The following is a 16,425-nucleotide window of genomic DNA, read 5'->3' as shown; positions in this document are numbered from 1 at the left end:
ACTCCTAGTTCGTATAGATCAGAATTCATCGTTGAATACCCAAAAAGCTATTATAGCACTAATTAAAAAAAGGACTTTATAATCATATTATTACTTATATTTATTTCCGATATATGTATTTATATTAATATAAATTTATAAATACATAAGGAGGATTACAATGAGTTTGCTAAAATCATTCAAGAAAAATGTGAGTGTTATTATGTGCATTACCCTGCTATTTTCTCTTTTTATTGTGTATCCGGCAAGTGCTTCTACCTTCTTCCAAGACCGCTTTGAAGAGGGCGATAATCTATGGACATCCACTAGTGGGAATTGGACTATTGTTGAGGACGAAGGCAACAGCGTATATTACCAGTCTGCCACAAAAGAAGGACGTACTTCTGCAGGTGATTCAGCCTGGAGCGATTACACTGTGGAAGCGGATGTAAAAGTAGTTGATTTTAATGGCTCAAACAGAACTTATGTTGCAGGCAGATACATAGATGGAAATAATTTTTATGCAGCTTCTTTGTATAATAATAATGATGGCATGCTGGAAATCAGAAAAAAGGTTTCTGGATCTACTACAACTTTGACCAGCAAACCCTACACTCTGCAAACAGGAGTTTGGTATAATGTAAAACTTGAAATGAGCGGAAATACCATCAACATGTATGTAAATGATACGCTGGAGCTCTCAGCTTCCGATTCCAAATTAAAAAAAGGTACAGCAGGGCTCGTTACCTTTAAGACAATTACGATGTTCGACAACGTGACCGTTTCTGACACCAATGGCACTACACCGACACCGACTGCTGCACCAACGCCTACTGCTACGACGACACCAACTGCAATACCGACTCCGACTGCTTCACCGACACCTACTGCTACACCAACGCCTACTGCTACGACGACACCAACTGCAATACCGACTCCGACTGCTTCACAGACACCAACTGCCTCACCGACACCTACTGCTACACCAACACCTACTGCTACGCCGATACCGACTGCAATACCGACTCCGACTGCTACACCAACACCTACTGCTACGCCGATACCAACTGTTTCACCAACGCCTACACCGGTACAGGTTAGTGAATATGATTTGGCTGGGTTTGCCACAGGAACAACAGGTGGTGGAAATATCCAAGAAACCAGTCCACTCTATAAAAAGGTTTATAGCGCAGAAGATCTTGCCACTGCACTGAGAAAAGGATCCAAAATAAAGGTTATTGAAATTATGAACGACTTGGATCTGGGATGGAATGAAATTTCTGATGCGACAAAGATCTCCCCATTTAGCGCTCATAACAGTGCTTTAACACATCCCGTATTAATAGAGACTGGTGTCAGCAAAGTGTCTATAGACAACTTCGACGGTTTGACCATTTTCTCTGCTAAGGGTGCAACCATTAAACATGCCGCTTTTACTTTTAAAAGAAGCTCTAACGTCATCATCCGCAACCTTGAATTTGATGAGCTGTGGGAATGGGATGAAGCAACCAAAGGAAATTACGATAAAAATGACTGGGACTACATCACCATTGAGAATAGCAACAACGTATGGATCGACCACTGCACCTTCAATAAATCTTATGACGGAGTTGTCGATGTTAAAAAAGGCAGCAACGGCGTCACCATTTCATGGTCTTCCTTCTTAGGGGATGATAGAAACGCAAACAGCTGGGTTACTCAGCAAATTAATGCTATGGAAGCCAACAAGGCTGCTTATCCCATGTACGCTTATTTAAGAAGCAGCTCAGTTGGCCTAAGTAAAGACGACATCATTGCGATTGCCGCTAGTCAAAAAAAGGGCCATTTAATAGGCGCAACAGAATTTGCAGCTGATAATGCGCTTCTTTCTGTGACGCTCCATCACAACTACTATAAAGATATACAAGACCGCATGCCCCGCCTTCGTAGTGGTAATGCGCATGCCTATAACATTGTAATGGACAACGAAGATACCAGATTGGCTAAAAAACGTCTAACCTCCGCTATGGAAAAAGCGATCTCAAGCAAGGGGTATCATTTCGGGGTTACAAGTAACGGAGCAATCTCGACAGAAGGAGGAGCTGTATTACTTGAAAGTTCTGTAATCATTGATGTAGTGAATCCACTTCGCAACAATCAAGCGGATGCGAGTAATAGCAAATATACGGGTGCAATCGCAGCTTTAGATACGATCTATTCACTAGATGGAGCAACATTCAGAGGAGACAGTACATCTAAGAACAGCCCTCTCTCCCCTGCACCCGCTGCCGTTAAAGCATTTGCATGGAACGGATTCACAACACTACCTTATAGCTACACTTCAGATGACCCAGTTAGTCTAAAATCTAGACTTACCGCTGTTGACGGTTCAGGGGCTGGCAAATTGTCCTGGTCAAACGAGGAATGGTTGAAAACAAGTTACAGTAACTAATTCGACTAATGCGACTAACTAATCACTGAACACATACTCCCATAACTACAACGAGAAAAGTTACTAACTTAGTTGCCACATTAGCGCCACCTTTGCACCATATTAGCGCCATATTAGCGCCAGATTAGCAAACTTTTGTACCGCACTAACGCCGCACTAACGCCACTTTTGTTCTGCCGAAATAGCTAAGACGCTCAGACGGTGATTTACTGTTTACTGTGCAGTATTTACGAGGTCAGACGACGATTTTACAGTTAACAGTGCAGTATTTACGAGGCCAGATGGTTCGGACTCAGGAGCCCTTTTTTCGAAGAATCCGGGCATTTCGCAGTGCTATCGGACTCAGATGCAGCTATTCAACCCAATATGCTTAATTTTGGTGTAGATTTAGACCAATAAGAGCTATGCAGTCCGAAAACTCAGCAAAATGGTCAAAAAAGCCAAAATAGTTGCAATACAGTCCGTTAGGAGTGTTACGCGCGTGAGAAACATGAGGAACATGAGAAACCTGAGAAACGTGAGGAGCCTGTAAAACATGAGGAGCCTGTGAAACGTGAGGAGCCTGAGAACATGAGGAGCCTGTGAAACGTGTGGAGCCTGTGAAACGTGAGAAGCCTGAGGAACATTAAGAGCCTGTAGCCCGTGAGGAGCATTATGCACATACAGTCCAAATAGGAGCATTAGGAGTTTGTTCTCATTAACAAGTGATGCGTTTGGTGTTAATGGTAACTCACAAAGTTAGTATAATGTCCCAACAATAACAAAAAGGCCGCAACCAGCGGCCTTTTTCTATATTACGACTTCCAACGCATATTCACTAATATCGCTTACCGCTCATTTTTTCAGAATATCAATATACTCTTCTTTCTCTCGATCTGCCCCCGCACTAAGCTTCAAACGCAGTGACTTCGGGTGATCCAACACATTACTGCTGAAGTAACTTATAAATCCATCATCAGCTCCACTACCAGAATTCGGATTAATTTTAATGTCGTGCTTCCCAACCTGCGCAGTTAATTCATAGGGGAGCTTTTGAAACAGTTCATTTCGGACGATCCAATCCGTTTGCAATTCCTCATTTATCGTAAATTTGAGCGCTATGCTTAACGGAGAAAGCTCGACTTCGGCTAGTTTTACTTCCTGTCCGTCAATTTTGAAAGGGTGGTTCACAACTAACGTCTCCGTCTTCAGCTCCCAAAACTTAGGATCAATAGAGAAGTTTACTTTTAAACGATCAGAATACCGCATGTCAGATAAAACCGTTCCTGTTTTCGGTTTACTTAACATTCCCGGGTCTACAGAGGCAATCTGAAAATCCGCCACTACGTCTGTTGGCCTTGGTTTATTTCGGTCCAGTGAAAATACAGTTTTGCCGAGCCAAGTATATATGGTTCCCTCTGCGTGTGCTCCCATTCCGCCTCTATTCCCATTCTCCTCCATTACATCTCGTCCAGTTTCAGCATCTGTCAGCTTCACACTATTTACACTGTACACTTCCTGACCATCACTTGTTGTCCCTGTATACAGCAGCATGATTTTGTTTTCATCAGCAAGCACAGCATTCAGAGTAATTTTATATCCATTTGATTCAGCACTCTTATTAACGATTTGTACATAATCATTCCGGATTGCAGACTCTAAAGTAAGAGCATCAATATCAGCTGCAGCCAATGTTTTAAAAGGCTCCAATACGCCCCAATCGAACGTTTCAGCACTCGAAGTCCCTTGCTGTGGCATCAGCTGGGTTGGATTGAAGAACAGCAGGCCCGCTATCATCACTGCAGCCGCCAGCACAGACATCGCGCTTTTTGTGAACATTAACCTTCTGCCACGTTTCTTGCCTAATTCCAAGCCTGCTTGGATCGCATAGATTTGAGCGGCTGCATTCTCTATTTTTTGTTCTTGTGGGATACGTTCGGCATCGCTTAACATGGCAAGCTCCTCTTGACTACTCATGGTTCCATTCACCCCGATTCTTTATGATGGTTCGCAACTGCTTGAGCCCTTTATGTTGCCAAGTCTTAACCGTTCCCTCGGGTTTATTCATAATGTTAGCGATCTCAGTCAAGGTCATATCGTTGTAGTATTTTAGCAGCAGCACATGGCGATACTTGGGCTTAACCTGCTCAAGTGCCCACAACATTTCCATCCGATGATGGCCAATATGTGTGACCTGTTCTCCTATTCTTTCATCTACCAGCGGCATGGAACGTTTTCTTCGTCTTTGTTCATCTATACAGACATAAATTAGAATTCGAATAATCCATGATTTGAATGCTTTGGGGTCCTTTAATGTTTTTCTTTTAATCCAGGCCCGGCAAGTCATTTCCTGCATCGCTTCCAGCGCATCGTTTCGGTTCTGCAAGTAACTATAAGCAATACTGTACAGTTGTTCTCTATGTACCAATATCGAATCGTAAAAATCCGTCTCGCTCCGAGTATCAAGAATCGTTACTTTTTTCATTTCTGCATTAGTCATCGTCATGTCCTTCCTTAGCCTCCCCTCTTCAACCTTTCATAGATTAAGACGGGGGAGGTATAGAAACGGTTTTTGTTTCGTTTAACTTTTTTTGCCCAAAGCTCTCTAAATTATAGCATTCTATAAAAATTGAACGAAAAATGTTATGATAGGTTAAATTGGACATAATCAATAGTACGCACTTAAAAGTGCCATAGGTACTAAAAAGTACCCATACCATGGAGGTTATCATGACAACAACACCAACAACAACTGTCAAGAAAAAATACAATATTTCTGTTGAAGCCACACTAGAGGTCATCGGAGGGAAATGGAAATGCGTAATTCTATGTCATTTAACTCATGGCAAAAAACGCACCTCCGAGTTAAAACAGTTGATGCCCGGCATTACTCAAAAAATGTTAACCCAGCAGCTACGCGAGCTCGAGGCAGATGGAATCATCAACCGAATTGTTTATAATCAGGTTCCACCAAAAGTAGAATACGAGCTTAGTGAATATGGTGATAGTTTAAGCGATATTTTGACTGCATTATGTAATTGGGGAGAACAACATATCATTAAGCAATTCGGCGATAAATACGCTGTTTTAGAGGATAACATTTTAAATAAATAAACCGCTCTATCAAGGGTATGGTTGGATATTTATGCTGCGAGAGTTGTACTTCAATTATACGTTCATGAAAAAAGGACAGCTGAATCAGATCGATTCAACTGTCCAAAGCTTTGATTCACCCGTCCCTTGAATGGCGCACAGGAACATAACTTAAATTACGCCCTCTCCTCCAATAGCAGTTGCTGTGAATGATATGGGTCCAAATAGATTTATAGGCAAGTTGCTATCATTCTGAATTACCAATTCATAATTGTGGACTCCAATATAAGCACCATCAACCCACTGAGCACTTAATTGAATATCAGTAATAGTAGTAAAACGATAAAAGGATCTATAAATATCGACTCCAGCTCGTCGGATGATAACAAGAAATTGGCTATTAGCAAGTGCAGTAAGACTAAAACTACCATTTAACTCGACTCTACTGGAGAAAGAAGCCGGATTAGCCGGACTAATATTTACTTGCGCTGTGGCTAGACCCGCTCCAGCTCCAGGAATCCCTGCAACCGTTATAGCTGTAGTAAACGGATCTAACGGGATTTTTGCCTGTGACCCATAACTTATTATTGTCGCCATTTATCATCACTCCATTTCAAGGTTATAGAGTAGTATATTGTGAATCCGCAATGATAGATTGGACTAAATTCCTGATGATTATATACATTTAAGGTATACTTTGCTATATCATATAAACCTAGATACCTCATCAATCACCATACGATTTCCACTCATTGACAACACCCCTGTTCAGAATTACAATAATTCACATATCATGAACAACGATGACAAAGGGTAAGTAGACAGACGAACATGGTCTTCAGAGAGCCGGTGGTAGGTGCGAACCGGTGACCAGCGTATGCTCGAATGGCCTTTATAGTTGTTTTTCCGAACTATCTTAATGGATGCAGTAGGGAAAACCGGGGTTCCCGCCGTTATCAAGGGACCTGTATCGAGAATTAATTCAACCTCTCCGTACAGGTAAGAGAAGATCGAAAGCCAAGAATCGTAAGGTGACACGATCATTTAAGGTGGTACCACGACAACTTCGTCCTTATTGGATGAGGTTTTTTTGTCATTTAAAGGAGGTGATGGCCATGGATGATGGCTGGTGGTGGCGACTCGAGTGTAACCAAATGCTAAATAACAGGAGGAATTTTTATATGATGAACGAACGTGTCTTAACTGGAGATCGAGTGACTGGAAAGCTTCACCTTGGCCATTACGCCGGCAGCTTGCAGACCCGAGTAGCCCTTCAGGAGCAATATGAAACTTTTGTGTTTTTAGCGGATATTCAAGCCCTAACGACCCATTTTGATCGTCCGCAGCTGCTGGGTCAACATCTGCATGAGATCACACTGGACTATTTATCTGCGGGTATAAATCCGGAGAAAACAACTATATTTATTCAATCGATGATCCCTGAAATCGCAGAGCTGACCATCTTGTTCTCTATGTTTGTTACTGTGAATTCTTTACGGCATAATCCCACGATTAAAGCCGAATCAAAAAATTCCAGCTTAGATGAATTGTATTACGGTTTTCTAGGTTATCCAGTTAGTCAGACTGCTGACATAACTTTTTGTAAAGCAACGATCATTCCTGTAGGAGAAGACCAGCTCCCCCATCTGGAATTAACCCGCAAAATCGTCCGCAGATTCAACGAGCTGTACAGCCCGATACTGGTGGAACCCAAAGCGCTGATCAGTGAGACGCCGAGACTTGTGGGTACGGATGGCAACGCTAAAATGAGTAAAAGCCTTGGCAATGCCATCGAGCTGGACTCCACTAAGGAAGAAATCACCTTCAAGATAAGAAAAGCCACAACCGATCCTGCGCGTGTGCATAAAAATGATCCTGGACATCCAGATATCTGTCCTATTTTTGCTTATCATGGTGCTTTTCGCTCAGCGGGGGTAACCGAAATTCGTGAAGGCTGTGAGCGGGGTACCATGGGTTGTTCTGCTTGCAAACAGTTGATTTCGACAGCTCTAGATCAGCTTATAGAACCGATGCGAGAGCGGCGTTCCTATTATGCTACTAAGCCCAAGCTTGTGCAGGAAATCTTAATCTCTGGAACACAGCATGCCCGCAGCATTGCTCAGGAAACAATGGCCGAAGTACGTGAGGCTATGAGTCTTAACTATTTTTCAATCTAAAAATGATATTTATAGGTACTCAAAAAAGCCGGAAGCTCATTGGAAGAGATCCGGCTTTTTTCTTCTCCTTACAACACCCAATTTCCCTTACGGAATACGGGTTCAATCGTGCCGTCCGCCAGCTCTCCGTCAATATCCAGCTCTGCTGAACCGATCATAAAATCGACATGAGTTAAGCTGACATTAGCTCCTCTAGCCACAAGCTCTTCGTTCGTAAGCTTTGTGCCGCCTTCAATATTTACAGGATAAGCACTTCCTAGCGCGAAATGGCAGGAGGCATTCTCATCAATCCCTGTATTGTAAAAAATGCGGTTCAAGCGAGAGATTGGAGAATCATGCTGCACTAAGGCTACTTCTCCTAGATAAGATGCACCTTCATCCGTTGCCAGCAGTGAGGTTAAATGCTCGCGTCCGGATTCAGCTTCATAAGCTACGACTTTCCCCTTTTCAAAAGTGAATGAAAGTCCTTCAACTAAACGTCCATTCAAATTAAGAGGGAGCGTGCTTCTAACTGTGCCATTCACTCCAGTACGATGGGGCATGGAATAAATTTCTTCCGTTGGCATATTAGCAACAAAATAAACACCTTTATCATTCTCACCGCCACCCCCGCGCCATAAATGGCCTTCCGGAAGCTCTACATGCAGATCCGTTCCCGGAGCACGGTAATGCAGGCTTTTATAACGTTTAGCGTTCATTCTATCCTGACTTTCTTTCAACTGACCAATATGCTCTCTCCAAGCAGCTACCGGATCATCGCTGCCCACACGATTCATCTGGAATACAGCTTCCCACATCGCCTCTACCCGCTCTTCTTCAGGAAGATCGGCAAAAACCTTGTTCGCCCAAGCACGTGTTGGCGCTTTGACCAGAGACCAGCTGATTTTGCTGTTCCGAGTATATTTGGAGTAGTTCTTGCGAGCAACAGCTGCTGCTTTGACTGCTCTAGATACCTTAGAAGAATCAATGCCATTAAACAGTTCCGGATCAGGTACTTTAATATGTAAGATGGCACCATTTTCTTCCGCGAATTTCTCCATCATCTCAGCCTGCCACTGTGGATAGTAATCGAAAGAATCCTCTGGGGCTTTTTCATAACGGATCCGTGTAGTTGCTTCATCGTCCCAGTCAATAATTACATATTTAGCTCCCGCTTCATAGGCTTTCGCTACAATCAAGCGAGTAAGTTCTGCGGTTTCTATCGGTGCATGTACCATAAGGACTTGTCCAGGCTGTACATTTACTCCTACTTTTACAACTAGGTTCGCGTATTTCTCCAGCATTACTTCAAAATCTTTCATGAATTCTCTTCCTCCATCTCTAGGGTTGCTATAAGCACTCGGTCAGCTTCACTTCTTATTTTAACGCAAAACGAGGATAGTTGCGATTCGATTTAGATTCTCAGTTACTTCACTTCAGGTATTTCCCCTGTATAGACACCTAGATCATTCTTATGAATCTCTACGTTGGACATTCCGATCTGCTTATCATTATGGTAAGCAATCACTATGATCTTGGTATCCTGAGGCTCATCTATTTGTTTATTATTTCCATCCATTGGACTCCAATAAATTTGATCTCCAGATTTGATTTTCAGCTCAAGACCTTTGTTATGCACCTTGTAGTCAGGGGGGTTCCATAACAATAAATTGCCGGACGTAACCTGTATCTTAATAACATTCGCCCCTTCAGCAGTTATAAGCATAGGTAATCCTGGAGCACTACTATCAGTCACCCTGTATTCCGCTGTTGGGAACATAACATCCGGTTTTACCTCAAGTGATTGATTATCATGCCGCAAGATAAACAAGAAAAAAAGTAAAATCGTTAAGCCCATGACGCCTCCGATGATTATTTTTTTCACTATTCAACCTCCCATCCACCCTAATACTGTAACATATTCCCTTAATATGGACAGTTATCAGCCAAATAAAGCGGCTCCCACAAGGAACCGCTCACTTGAATCACTATTTTTTATCCACCTGCAGCAGTGTTACGGTCTTCAAAGTATAAGTATGCATGATTTTATCCTCTGAAATTACATTCAACTTGGTCAAGCTTGCCACCTTTGCCGGATCTGATTTGGAGAGCAAACGCCACACTTCAGGGTCCGATAAGGTCTCATATAACTTTGCATCATCATATTCTTTGCGGTTTTGCACGACCAGCTTCACTTTATAGCTGCCAATTTCAGTCTCGGTGGTTTCCTGCTCACTACAATAATTTAAAATATCCTGACGAAGCTCGGCCAATTCTTTTTCAATATCTTTTTGCTTTTGCTTGAGCCGATAATACTGCTGAACCTTTTTCTCCATCCACTTCACGCTCCTTCATAGACATATGTATGCCGGAAACGTTCGATAAATTAGTTGAGTTCCCTATCATAAAAACTTATAATGAGCCGGGGATAGCTAATTTCCAAGTAGAGTCAAATTTCTTATAAAAACAATTCCACGGCAGGTGACTTATGTTTCATTCGTACTTTTTTCCAATTTCGTATGCGTTCATGATGTTTCCAATAGCAGCGCTGTTCTTCACACTTCCTTTTCTTATCGTACAATACCGCAGACATGGCTATATACATAAGCTTAGAGCTTTAATCCTATATCTGCTGCTGCTCTATCTGATGAACGCTTATTTTCTAGTCTTGCTTCCTTTTCCATCCTCCCGGCACAATGCTGCACCTTCTGGGAGTATCGTCCAATTCATTCCCCTTCAATTTATTCAGGATATTGTGGATGGATCGACGATCATCCCTGATCAAATCTCGACCTACTGGTCATTACTGCGTGAGCCTGCATTTTTACAGGTCATTTTTAACGTTGCATTAACCGTACCGTTTGGAATGTTTCTGGGCTATTATTTTCGTACACGCTGGGTCGTGTGCATTCTACTATCCTTTGCCTTTTCCCTGTCCTTTGAGATCACGCAGATTACAGGGATTTACGGTTTCTTCGATCATCCTTACCGTCTTTTTGATGTCGATGATCTCATTACCAACACAATCGGAGGGATTTTTGGATTTCGAATTTCCATTTGGATCTCCGGGCTATTGCCACGTATAGAACAACTGGATACAAACATTGACCGCTCTGCCAAAAGAGTCTCCTATACCCGCAGAGGAATAGCTTTTCTAATCGATAGTATGGTGTGGAGCATCGGGTTTGGGGTACTCTTCGGATTCAATATAAAAGCTGCCTTCTGGATTGTAACTGGTATTTACTTCATGCTTGTTCCGGCTCTCACGGGCGGACGGACCTTAGGGAAATGGATGGTGCGGATTCGGGTGAAGAGCAGCGGGAATCATGCTTTTTTCTGGGCTCTGATGCTCAGATATGGCCTGCTATATTGGTTGCTGCTTGGGATTCACTCTCTTTTGCTTGATTCCGCCCTTCTAGGGCATCTTTCCTCCGTATGGAATATGCTTATTCATCTGTTTGTTCTATTGATAGACTTGGCTTTCTTTATTCATTTAGTCATTAGTATATTCAAAAAAGAAACTCAGCTAATATATGAGAAACTAAGTCAAACTTCTCATGTTATTTCTTGGCCAGAGAAACGGCTCCAATCTGATGTATCCCGCAACAGCCCTGTAGAAAGCTAAACTAGTTATTTTTTAAAGGGTATTTTAACATTGGAAATTATTATAGAATTAGGAGGTGAGCATTCTCAAAATTTAGGAGATGAGCGTATGGAAACTACAAGCAGCTTGCGGTTATCTAGAAGTCTTCCAGAAGAACAGGGCATTTCATCAACCGCAATATCCAGCTTTATTAGTGCAGTAGAGGAACAAAATTTAGGCCTGCACAGCTTTATGCTACTTCGACATGGTTATGTGGTCTCTGAAGGCTGGTGGGCCCCTTACAGGTCCGATCTTCCGCATATGTTATTTTCACTTAGCAAAAGTTTCACCTCAACCGCAATCGGGTTTGCTGTTACAGAGAAACTCGTCACCCTCGATGATTCTGTCCTATCCTTTTTCCCTGAAGATGCTCCTGATCCAATCACAGACAATCTAACCAATATGACAATCAGACATCTATTGATGATGGGTACCGGGCATGTCGTGGATACTATGGACACACTTCGCAAAAGTGCAGACGGGAATTGGGTGAAAGCTTTCTTCTCCGTCCCGGTCGAGAAACAACCAGGTACACATTTCCTATATAATACCGGTGCTACTTACATGCTGGCCGCGATCCTTCAACGGGTTACTGCCCAAACACTGCTAGAATATTTAGAACCACGCCTCTTCGTTCCTCTAGGCATTCACGGCGCAACGTGGGAGTCTTGTCCACGCGGAATTAACACAGGGGGATTTGGCTTAAACATTACAACCGAGGATATCGCTAAATTCGGCCAGCTATACTTACAAAAAGGAATCTGGAATAATCAACGGGTTCTGCCTGAAAAGTGGATTAATGAGGCTACTTCCAAACATATTTCCAATGGCGAAGGCGATCATGACTGGGCAATGGGATATGGGTATCAGTTCTGGCAATGCCAGCACGGTGCCTACCGGGCAGATGGCGCCTTCGGTCAACTCTGTGTCGTGCTTCCGGAGCAAGATGCCGTAATTATTACTACTGCTGCATCAGACAGTATACAAGGAATGTTGAATGCTGTGTGGGAACATCTGCTTCCCGCGATGGAGCAAGCACCCTTGCCATTAGAGCCTGCTGCTTCTGCCCACTTGGTTGAACAATTAAAGTATTTATCTATCCAACCGCCACAACTGCAGCCATCTTCATCACAAGAAGAACGAATAAACAGCTTAACCTATAAGCTCGATGACAACCAATTTGCCTTGGACACCTTCTCTATCTCTTTCAATAACAACGAAGCTGCAGTTACTTTACAATTTAAGACTGGAGAGGATTCTGTGATCTGTCTTGGTCGAGGGAAATGGCTCGAAAGCTTCGCACAGGTCATTGATGCTTCCTTGAACCGAATCATGTCCAGCTTTACTTGGGTTGCTGATGATCAGCTACAGCTCACTTTATTGTTTATTGAAATGCCTTTTTGCATAACTCTTGAAATAATCTTACTAGAGAAGCAGCTAATTCTTAAACAAAAGTTTAATGTGAATATGGGACCGACTGAATTCCCTGAGATCATTGGCAGACTATAATTCTTAATGAATAAAAAAGGCCGCTTCGTCCTTTAAAGAGACTTAGCGGCCTTTTAAATATTCGATCCTAGTCTGTGAAATCAGCAAGCTTGAGGATGACCGGGCAATGATCGCTCCCCATAATGTGGCAATCAATTTGGGCATCCAGCAGATTAGGTGCAAGTCTAGAAGAAGCTAGGAAATAATCAATCCGCCAGCCTACATTCCGTTCTCTCACCTTCGGCATATAAGACCACCATGAATAAACGCCTTCAAGCTCTGGATGAAAATATCTAAAGGTATCTATGAAGCCGGACTCCAGCAGCGTACTCATTTTTCCTCTTTCTTCATCGGTAAAGCCAGAGTTTCCGCGGTTAGCTTTAGCATTTTTGATATCAATATCCTGATGGGCTACGTTCATATCGCCGCATACAACGACTGGTTTTAGCTTGTCCAGTTCCAGAAGGTAATTGCGGAAGCGGTCCTCCCATTCCATTCTGTAATCCAATCTAGCCAGATCTCGTTTGGCATTTGGTGTATACACATTCACTAGATAAAAATGTTCGAACTCCAGCGTAATAATCCGGCCTTCCGCTTCTTCATCCTCTTCCATTCCGTATCTCGCAGAGATCGGCTTGATTTTGGTGAATATAGCTGTGCCTGAATACCCTTTTTTCACTGCATAATTCCAATATTGATTGTATTCTTCACCCTGTTCCAGAACAATCTGCCCTTCTTGCAGCTTTGTCTCCTGAACACAGAAAATATCTGCTTCTACTTCCTTAAAATATTCATCAAACCCTTTTTTCACACAGGCCCGAAGGCCATTCACATTCCATGATACCAACTTTATCATTAACGTTTCTCCTTGCATTTTGCTTTGATAGTAACCAGTTTATCATATAACGACCAGAAATTTATAGAGGATTAGGGTCATCTTGAGCAATTCCGCGAATAGATTTATATCCTAATCATTTACTATCCATGATACAATAGCAAAATTGACTCTATACAAATTTTCTAACACGTGAGGTAAAAAAACTTATGAATGCACCAAATCTTTTACGAGGGTTTAACTTTTTGTATTTTGCTCTGCTGGCCATGTTTATTCCCTTTCTGCCAGTCTATCTAAGTGAACAAGGTCTAAGCCCATCGCAAATCGGCTTCATTATTGGAACTGGTGGTTTTGTTACCATCATTGCTCAACCTTTATGGGGGATGATTAGTGATAAAACAAAAACCATCCGCAAAGTGCTGTTAGCTCTGCTGTTATGCTCAGCGGTGACCGGATACTTTTTGTTCGATTCCAGCAGTTATGCTGTTCTCATTCTTTTTGCTATGCTGCTGTATTTCTTCTTGATGCCCATTGATCCGCTGACAGAAAGCTTGAATTTCCGAGTCTCTGAGGCGGCTGGAATTAGCTATGGTTCTATCCGTACATATGGTGCGCTAGGTTATGGTGTAATGGCTTTGATTACTGGCTATGTGCTCGGCTTTTTCGGCTCTCATGGTATAGCTCTTCTGTTTGTTGCCATTTGCCTTATAAGCTTTATAGTAAGCTGGAACATGCCAGATGCCCCCGTCACAGGTAAACCGGTCACGCTGGATAGTCTCAAGCACTTTTTTGGCAACAAAAAGACATTGATGTTTCTGGTGCTCATATTTATTAGCTCTGTACCCGCACGAATGAACGATACATTTATTGGAGTTTATATTCGTGAGCTTGGTGGCAGTCCTCAATTGGTAGGCCAATCGTTTTTCCTCGCGGCAATAAGTGAAATCATTGTCTTTGCATTAAGCTTCTGGTGGTTGCGTAAAGGAAAAGAACTGATCATCATATCGATTTCCGGAGGCTTCTATTTCCTTCGTTTCTTTATTTCAGCTTGGATCACTGATCCACACTTATTAGCCTATTTGCAGATTCTACAAATTCTTACCTTCCCTGTGTTCTACTCGGCTGCTATTCAATACCTGTACAGTATTGTACCCGAGGAATGGCGTGCTACAGGCCAGACCGTACTTGCACTGTTGTTCTTCGGTGTATCAGGTATCCTGGCTTCTTATGCTGGCGGGGCATTATATGATGCCTTTGGGGGTAAAGCTCTTTACTTAACGATCTCCGCGATGTCGTTTGTCGGCATGCTGTTCGGATTGATCCTGTATCTGATTTATCGAAAAAAAACGAATTAAGTGTACCAAAATAAACCGGGGTTGTCCCAGCCACTTTCTAAATGGCTATAGGACATCCCCGGTTTTTTCTATCAAAAAGTGCTAATTCACCATGGCATTCGCTCTAGCATTAATAGATTTTCAACATAGAATATCCTATCAAACGAAAAGGAGGTCGTTACTATGGCCATCGTATTACCGATTCAATATTTCAATTTAGCCCCTGTCATTGGTAAATCTTATTATGAAAACCTTGCAGGTGGTATTAACGCTGCTGTTACTGTGAACAATAACTCCAACTTCCCAGTAGATTTAGTAATCACTCGTGTGAATGCTCCAGTTATCACATACACGATTCCAGCGTTCAATAGCCTTACGCTTGCAGTTCATGCCCTTTTGGTAGCTGCACTCTTAAGCACTCCTGCTGGCACCACATTCGGAACTATTGAAATTTCAACATCAGATTTCTAATAGTGTAGTATTAAGCATCTCTAGCTGGAAGTTCAGCTAGGGATGCTTCTCTATGTGAATCTAGCTTAATCCTTCTATTGTATGCTGCTCCATAAGCTGCTTTAGCTTGGTTTCAGTATTCGAATCTCCCGCAGGAGTATAGATGCTGCATCGTAAATCGGCACTGCCATGAACCTGCAAAGAGGTAAGATGAAATAACATTTTCCCCGCCTTGGCATGTCTGAATTCTAGTAACACATCCGGGGCCGAACTAACCCGACTTTGCTCCCACATCTCATTAAAAGCCGGATGCAATTCTTTCAATTCCTCTATAAATTCATCATACCAATGATCCTCTACATACTGTCCGTAATACGCTCTGAAGATAGAAAGATAACCGCTGACGAACTGTTCCCAATTCACCGCTAAGCGTCTGAACTCCTTACGAACAAATAACAATCGGATCATATTCCGCTCTTCGATGGGCAGCTTTGAGAAATCAAGAAAAACATGCGCGGCAGCTTCATTCCAACCGACGATCCCGCAACGTCTATCAGAAATTATCGTAGGACAATATTTGAGTTCCTGTAAAATTTTCTGCAGCGAAGGACTAATTACAGAAGTTTCATCTTGCGGGTAGGGTGTGGTTCCAGTTCCAGTTTCTAAAGCCAGTGCAAAAAGATACTTCCGCTCATCTTTAGTCAGCCTAAGTGCAGTGGCAATACAGTCCAAAACAGATGACGAGACTTTTATATCTCTGCCTTGTTCAAGCCACGTATACCAGGTGCTGCTTACCCCTGCAAGCTGTGCAACCTCTTCCCTGCGGAGTCCTGGCGTTCTTCTGCGTGTGCCTTCCGGCAAGCCTACAGAGCTTGGTGAAATGGCCGCACGACGTGCTTTCAAAAAATCGGATAATGCTTGTAATCTTGTTTGATTAGCCATAGGCTACCTCCACTTTGGGATTCCTGTTCCTTTAGTATAGTACAAATTATACTAGGATAAACGATAACTTGTAATAGGATAAATAAAATGAAAAA

Annotated in this window: 15 protein-coding genes and 1 other annotated feature; of the genes, 7 read left to right on the top strand and 8 right to left on the bottom strand. The window is 42.5% G+C overall.

Annotated elements, in window-relative coordinates:
• Positions 1-160: 160 nt before the first annotated feature.
• A complete protein-coding gene (locus tag MKX34_RS13595; protein WP_256717700.1) occupies positions 161-2,410 on the top strand; it encodes a pectate lyase in 2,250 nt (749 codons plus the stop codon).
• Between the two features lie 834 nt (positions 2,411-3,244).
• Here the strand turns inward: MKX34_RS13595 and MKX34_RS13590 are convergent.
• Positions 3,245-4,366: a DUF4179 domain-containing protein gene (locus tag MKX34_RS13590; RefSeq protein WP_076297729.1), complete on the bottom strand. Its 1,122-nt coding sequence runs from the start codon at positions 4,364-4,366 to the stop codon at positions 3,245-3,247.
• Complete coding sequence (locus MKX34_RS13585; protein WP_076297728.1) at positions 4,359-4,895, bottom strand: sigma-70 family RNA polymerase sigma factor; 537 nt, start codon at positions 4,893-4,895, stop codon at positions 4,359-4,361. The genes MKX34_RS13590 and MKX34_RS13585 overlap by 8 nt, the downstream gene beginning before the upstream one ends.
• Positions 4,896-5,119: 224 nt before the next feature.
• On the opposite strand from MKX34_RS13585, the gene MKX34_RS13580 reads away from it, so the two are divergent.
• The gene (locus MKX34_RS13580) at positions 5,120-5,503 is read left to right on the top strand and encodes a winged helix-turn-helix transcriptional regulator (RefSeq protein WP_036686351.1); all 384 of its coding nucleotides are present in this window, start codon (positions 5,120-5,122) and stop codon (positions 5,501-5,503) included.
• 150 nt (positions 5,504-5,653) lie between these two features.
• Here MKX34_RS13580 and MKX34_RS13575 read toward each other — a convergent pair whose 3' ends face one another.
• Positions 5,654-6,079 (bottom strand): hypothetical protein, encoded by a 426-nt coding sequence (locus tag MKX34_RS13575; protein ID WP_036686349.1) that lies wholly within the window; start codon positions 6,077-6,079, stop codon positions 5,654-5,656.
• Between the two features lie 197 nt (positions 6,080-6,276).
• Positions 6,277-6,559 (top strand) — a binding site (T-box leader).
• A gap of 104 nt (positions 6,560-6,663) precedes the next feature.
• Here MKX34_RS13575 and trpS point away from each other — a divergent pair.
• Entirely contained in the window at positions 6,664-7,659 is a 996-nt protein-coding gene (gene trpS, locus MKX34_RS13570) for a tryptophan--tRNA ligase (protein WP_038570477.1), read from the top strand.
• A gap of 68 nt (positions 7,660-7,727) precedes the next feature.
• On the opposite strand, the gene MKX34_RS13565 is transcribed toward trpS, so the two are convergent.
• The 3 genes from MKX34_RS13565 to MKX34_RS13555 form a co-directional block, all read right to left on the bottom strand.
• The gene (locus MKX34_RS13565; protein WP_076297727.1) at positions 7,728-8,960 is read right to left on the bottom strand and encodes an aminopeptidase; all 1,233 of its coding nucleotides are present in this window, start codon (positions 8,958-8,960) and stop codon (positions 7,728-7,730) included.
• A 104-nt stretch (positions 8,961-9,064) separates the two neighbouring features.
• Entirely contained in the window at positions 9,065-9,523 is a 459-nt protein-coding gene (locus MKX34_RS13560; protein ID WP_036686345.1) for a hypothetical protein, read from the bottom strand.
• A gap of 103 nt (positions 9,524-9,626) precedes the next feature.
• Positions 9,627-9,974 carry a hypothetical protein gene (locus tag MKX34_RS13555; RefSeq protein WP_036686343.1) on the bottom strand — a complete coding sequence of 116 codons (348 nt, stop codon included), beginning with the start codon at positions 9,972-9,974 and terminating at the stop codon, positions 9,627-9,629.
• Positions 9,975-10,165: 191 nt separating this feature from the next.
• On the opposite strand from MKX34_RS13555, the gene MKX34_RS13550 reads away from it, so the two are divergent.
• Together MKX34_RS13550 and MKX34_RS13545 are read left to right on the top strand one after the other, a co-directional pair.
• On the top strand, positions 10,166-11,263 hold the full coding sequence (locus MKX34_RS13550) for a VanZ family protein (protein ID WP_339205212.1): 1,098 nt from the start codon (positions 10,166-10,168) through the stop codon (positions 11,261-11,263).
• 87 nt (positions 11,264-11,350) lie between these two features.
• Positions 11,351-12,790: a serine hydrolase gene (locus MKX34_RS13545; protein WP_076297725.1), complete on the top strand. Its 1,440-nt coding sequence runs from the start codon at positions 11,351-11,353 to the stop codon at positions 12,788-12,790.
• Positions 12,791-12,857: 67 nt separating this feature from the next.
• On the opposite strand, the gene MKX34_RS13540 is transcribed toward MKX34_RS13545, so the two are convergent.
• The gene (locus MKX34_RS13540; RefSeq protein WP_036686601.1) at positions 12,858-13,622 is read right to left on the bottom strand and encodes an exodeoxyribonuclease III; all 765 of its coding nucleotides are present in this window, start codon (positions 13,620-13,622) and stop codon (positions 12,858-12,860) included.
• A 191-nt stretch (positions 13,623-13,813) separates the two neighbouring features.
• Between MKX34_RS13540 and MKX34_RS13535 the strand changes: the two genes are divergently transcribed.
• Positions 13,814-14,959 (top strand): MFS transporter, encoded by a 1,146-nt coding sequence (locus MKX34_RS13535; RefSeq protein WP_076179028.1) that lies wholly within the window; start codon positions 13,814-13,816, stop codon positions 14,957-14,959.
• Positions 14,960-15,121: 162 nt separating this feature from the next.
• Positions 15,122-15,409, top strand: a complete 288-nt coding sequence (locus MKX34_RS13530; RefSeq protein ID WP_036686338.1) for a hypothetical protein — start codon at positions 15,122-15,124, stop codon at positions 15,407-15,409.
• Between the two features lie 60 nt (positions 15,410-15,469).
• Here the strand turns inward: MKX34_RS13530 and MKX34_RS13525 are convergent, their stop codons facing one another.
• Complete coding sequence (locus MKX34_RS13525) at positions 15,470-16,330, bottom strand: helix-turn-helix transcriptional regulator (RefSeq protein ID WP_076297724.1); 861 nt, start codon at positions 16,328-16,330, stop codon at positions 15,470-15,472.
• Positions 16,331-16,425 lie beyond the last annotated feature (95 nt).

Source organism: Paenibacillus sp. FSL R5-0636, from assembly GCF_037974255.1.
Lineage (GTDB): Bacteria > Bacillota > Bacilli > Paenibacillales > Paenibacillaceae > Paenibacillus_AQ > Paenibacillus_AQ odorifer.
This window is presented reverse-complemented; position numbering and strand designations above follow the sequence as displayed.

Coding starts and splice junctions, on each gene's coding strand:
- MKX34_RS13580 (WP_036686351.1), top strand. CDS start 5,120: ATGACAACAACACCAACAACAACTGTCAAGAAAAAATACAATATTTCT.
- MKX34_RS13530 (WP_036686338.1), top strand. CDS start 15,122: ATGGCCATCGTATTACCGATTCAATATTTCAATTTAGCCCCTGTCATT.
- MKX34_RS13590 (WP_076297729.1), bottom strand. CDS start 4,366: ATGAGTAGTCAAGAGGAGCTTGCCATGTTAAGCGATGCCGAACGTATC.
- MKX34_RS13585 (WP_076297728.1), bottom strand. CDS start 4,895: ATGACGATGACTAATGCAGAAATGAAAAAAGTAACGATTCTTGATACT.
- MKX34_RS13550 (WP_339205212.1), top strand. CDS start 10,166: ATGATGTTTCCAATAGCAGCGCTGTTCTTCACACTTCCTTTTCTTATC.
- trpS (WP_038570477.1), top strand. CDS start 6,664: ATGATGAACGAACGTGTCTTAACTGGAGATCGAGTGACTGGAAAGCTT.
- MKX34_RS13575 (WP_036686349.1), bottom strand. CDS start 6,079: ATGGCGACAATAATAAGTTATGGGTCACAGGCAAAAATCCCGTTAGAT.
- MKX34_RS13535 (WP_076179028.1), top strand. CDS start 13,814: ATGAATGCACCAAATCTTTTACGAGGGTTTAACTTTTTGTATTTTGCT.
- MKX34_RS13555 (WP_036686343.1), bottom strand. CDS start 9,974: ATGGAGAAAAAGGTTCAGCAGTATTATCGGCTCAAGCAAAAGCAAAAA.
- MKX34_RS13595 (WP_256717700.1), top strand. CDS start 161: ATGAGTTTGCTAAAATCATTCAAGAAAAATGTGAGTGTTATTATGTGC.
- MKX34_RS13525 (WP_076297724.1), bottom strand. CDS start 16,330: ATGGCTAATCAAACAAGATTACAAGCATTATCCGATTTTTTGAAAGCA.
- MKX34_RS13565 (WP_076297727.1), bottom strand. CDS start 8,960: ATGAAAGATTTTGAAGTAATGCTGGAGAAATACGCGAACCTAGTTGTA.
- MKX34_RS13545 (WP_076297725.1), top strand. CDS start 11,351: ATGGAAACTACAAGCAGCTTGCGGTTATCTAGAAGTCTTCCAGAAGAA.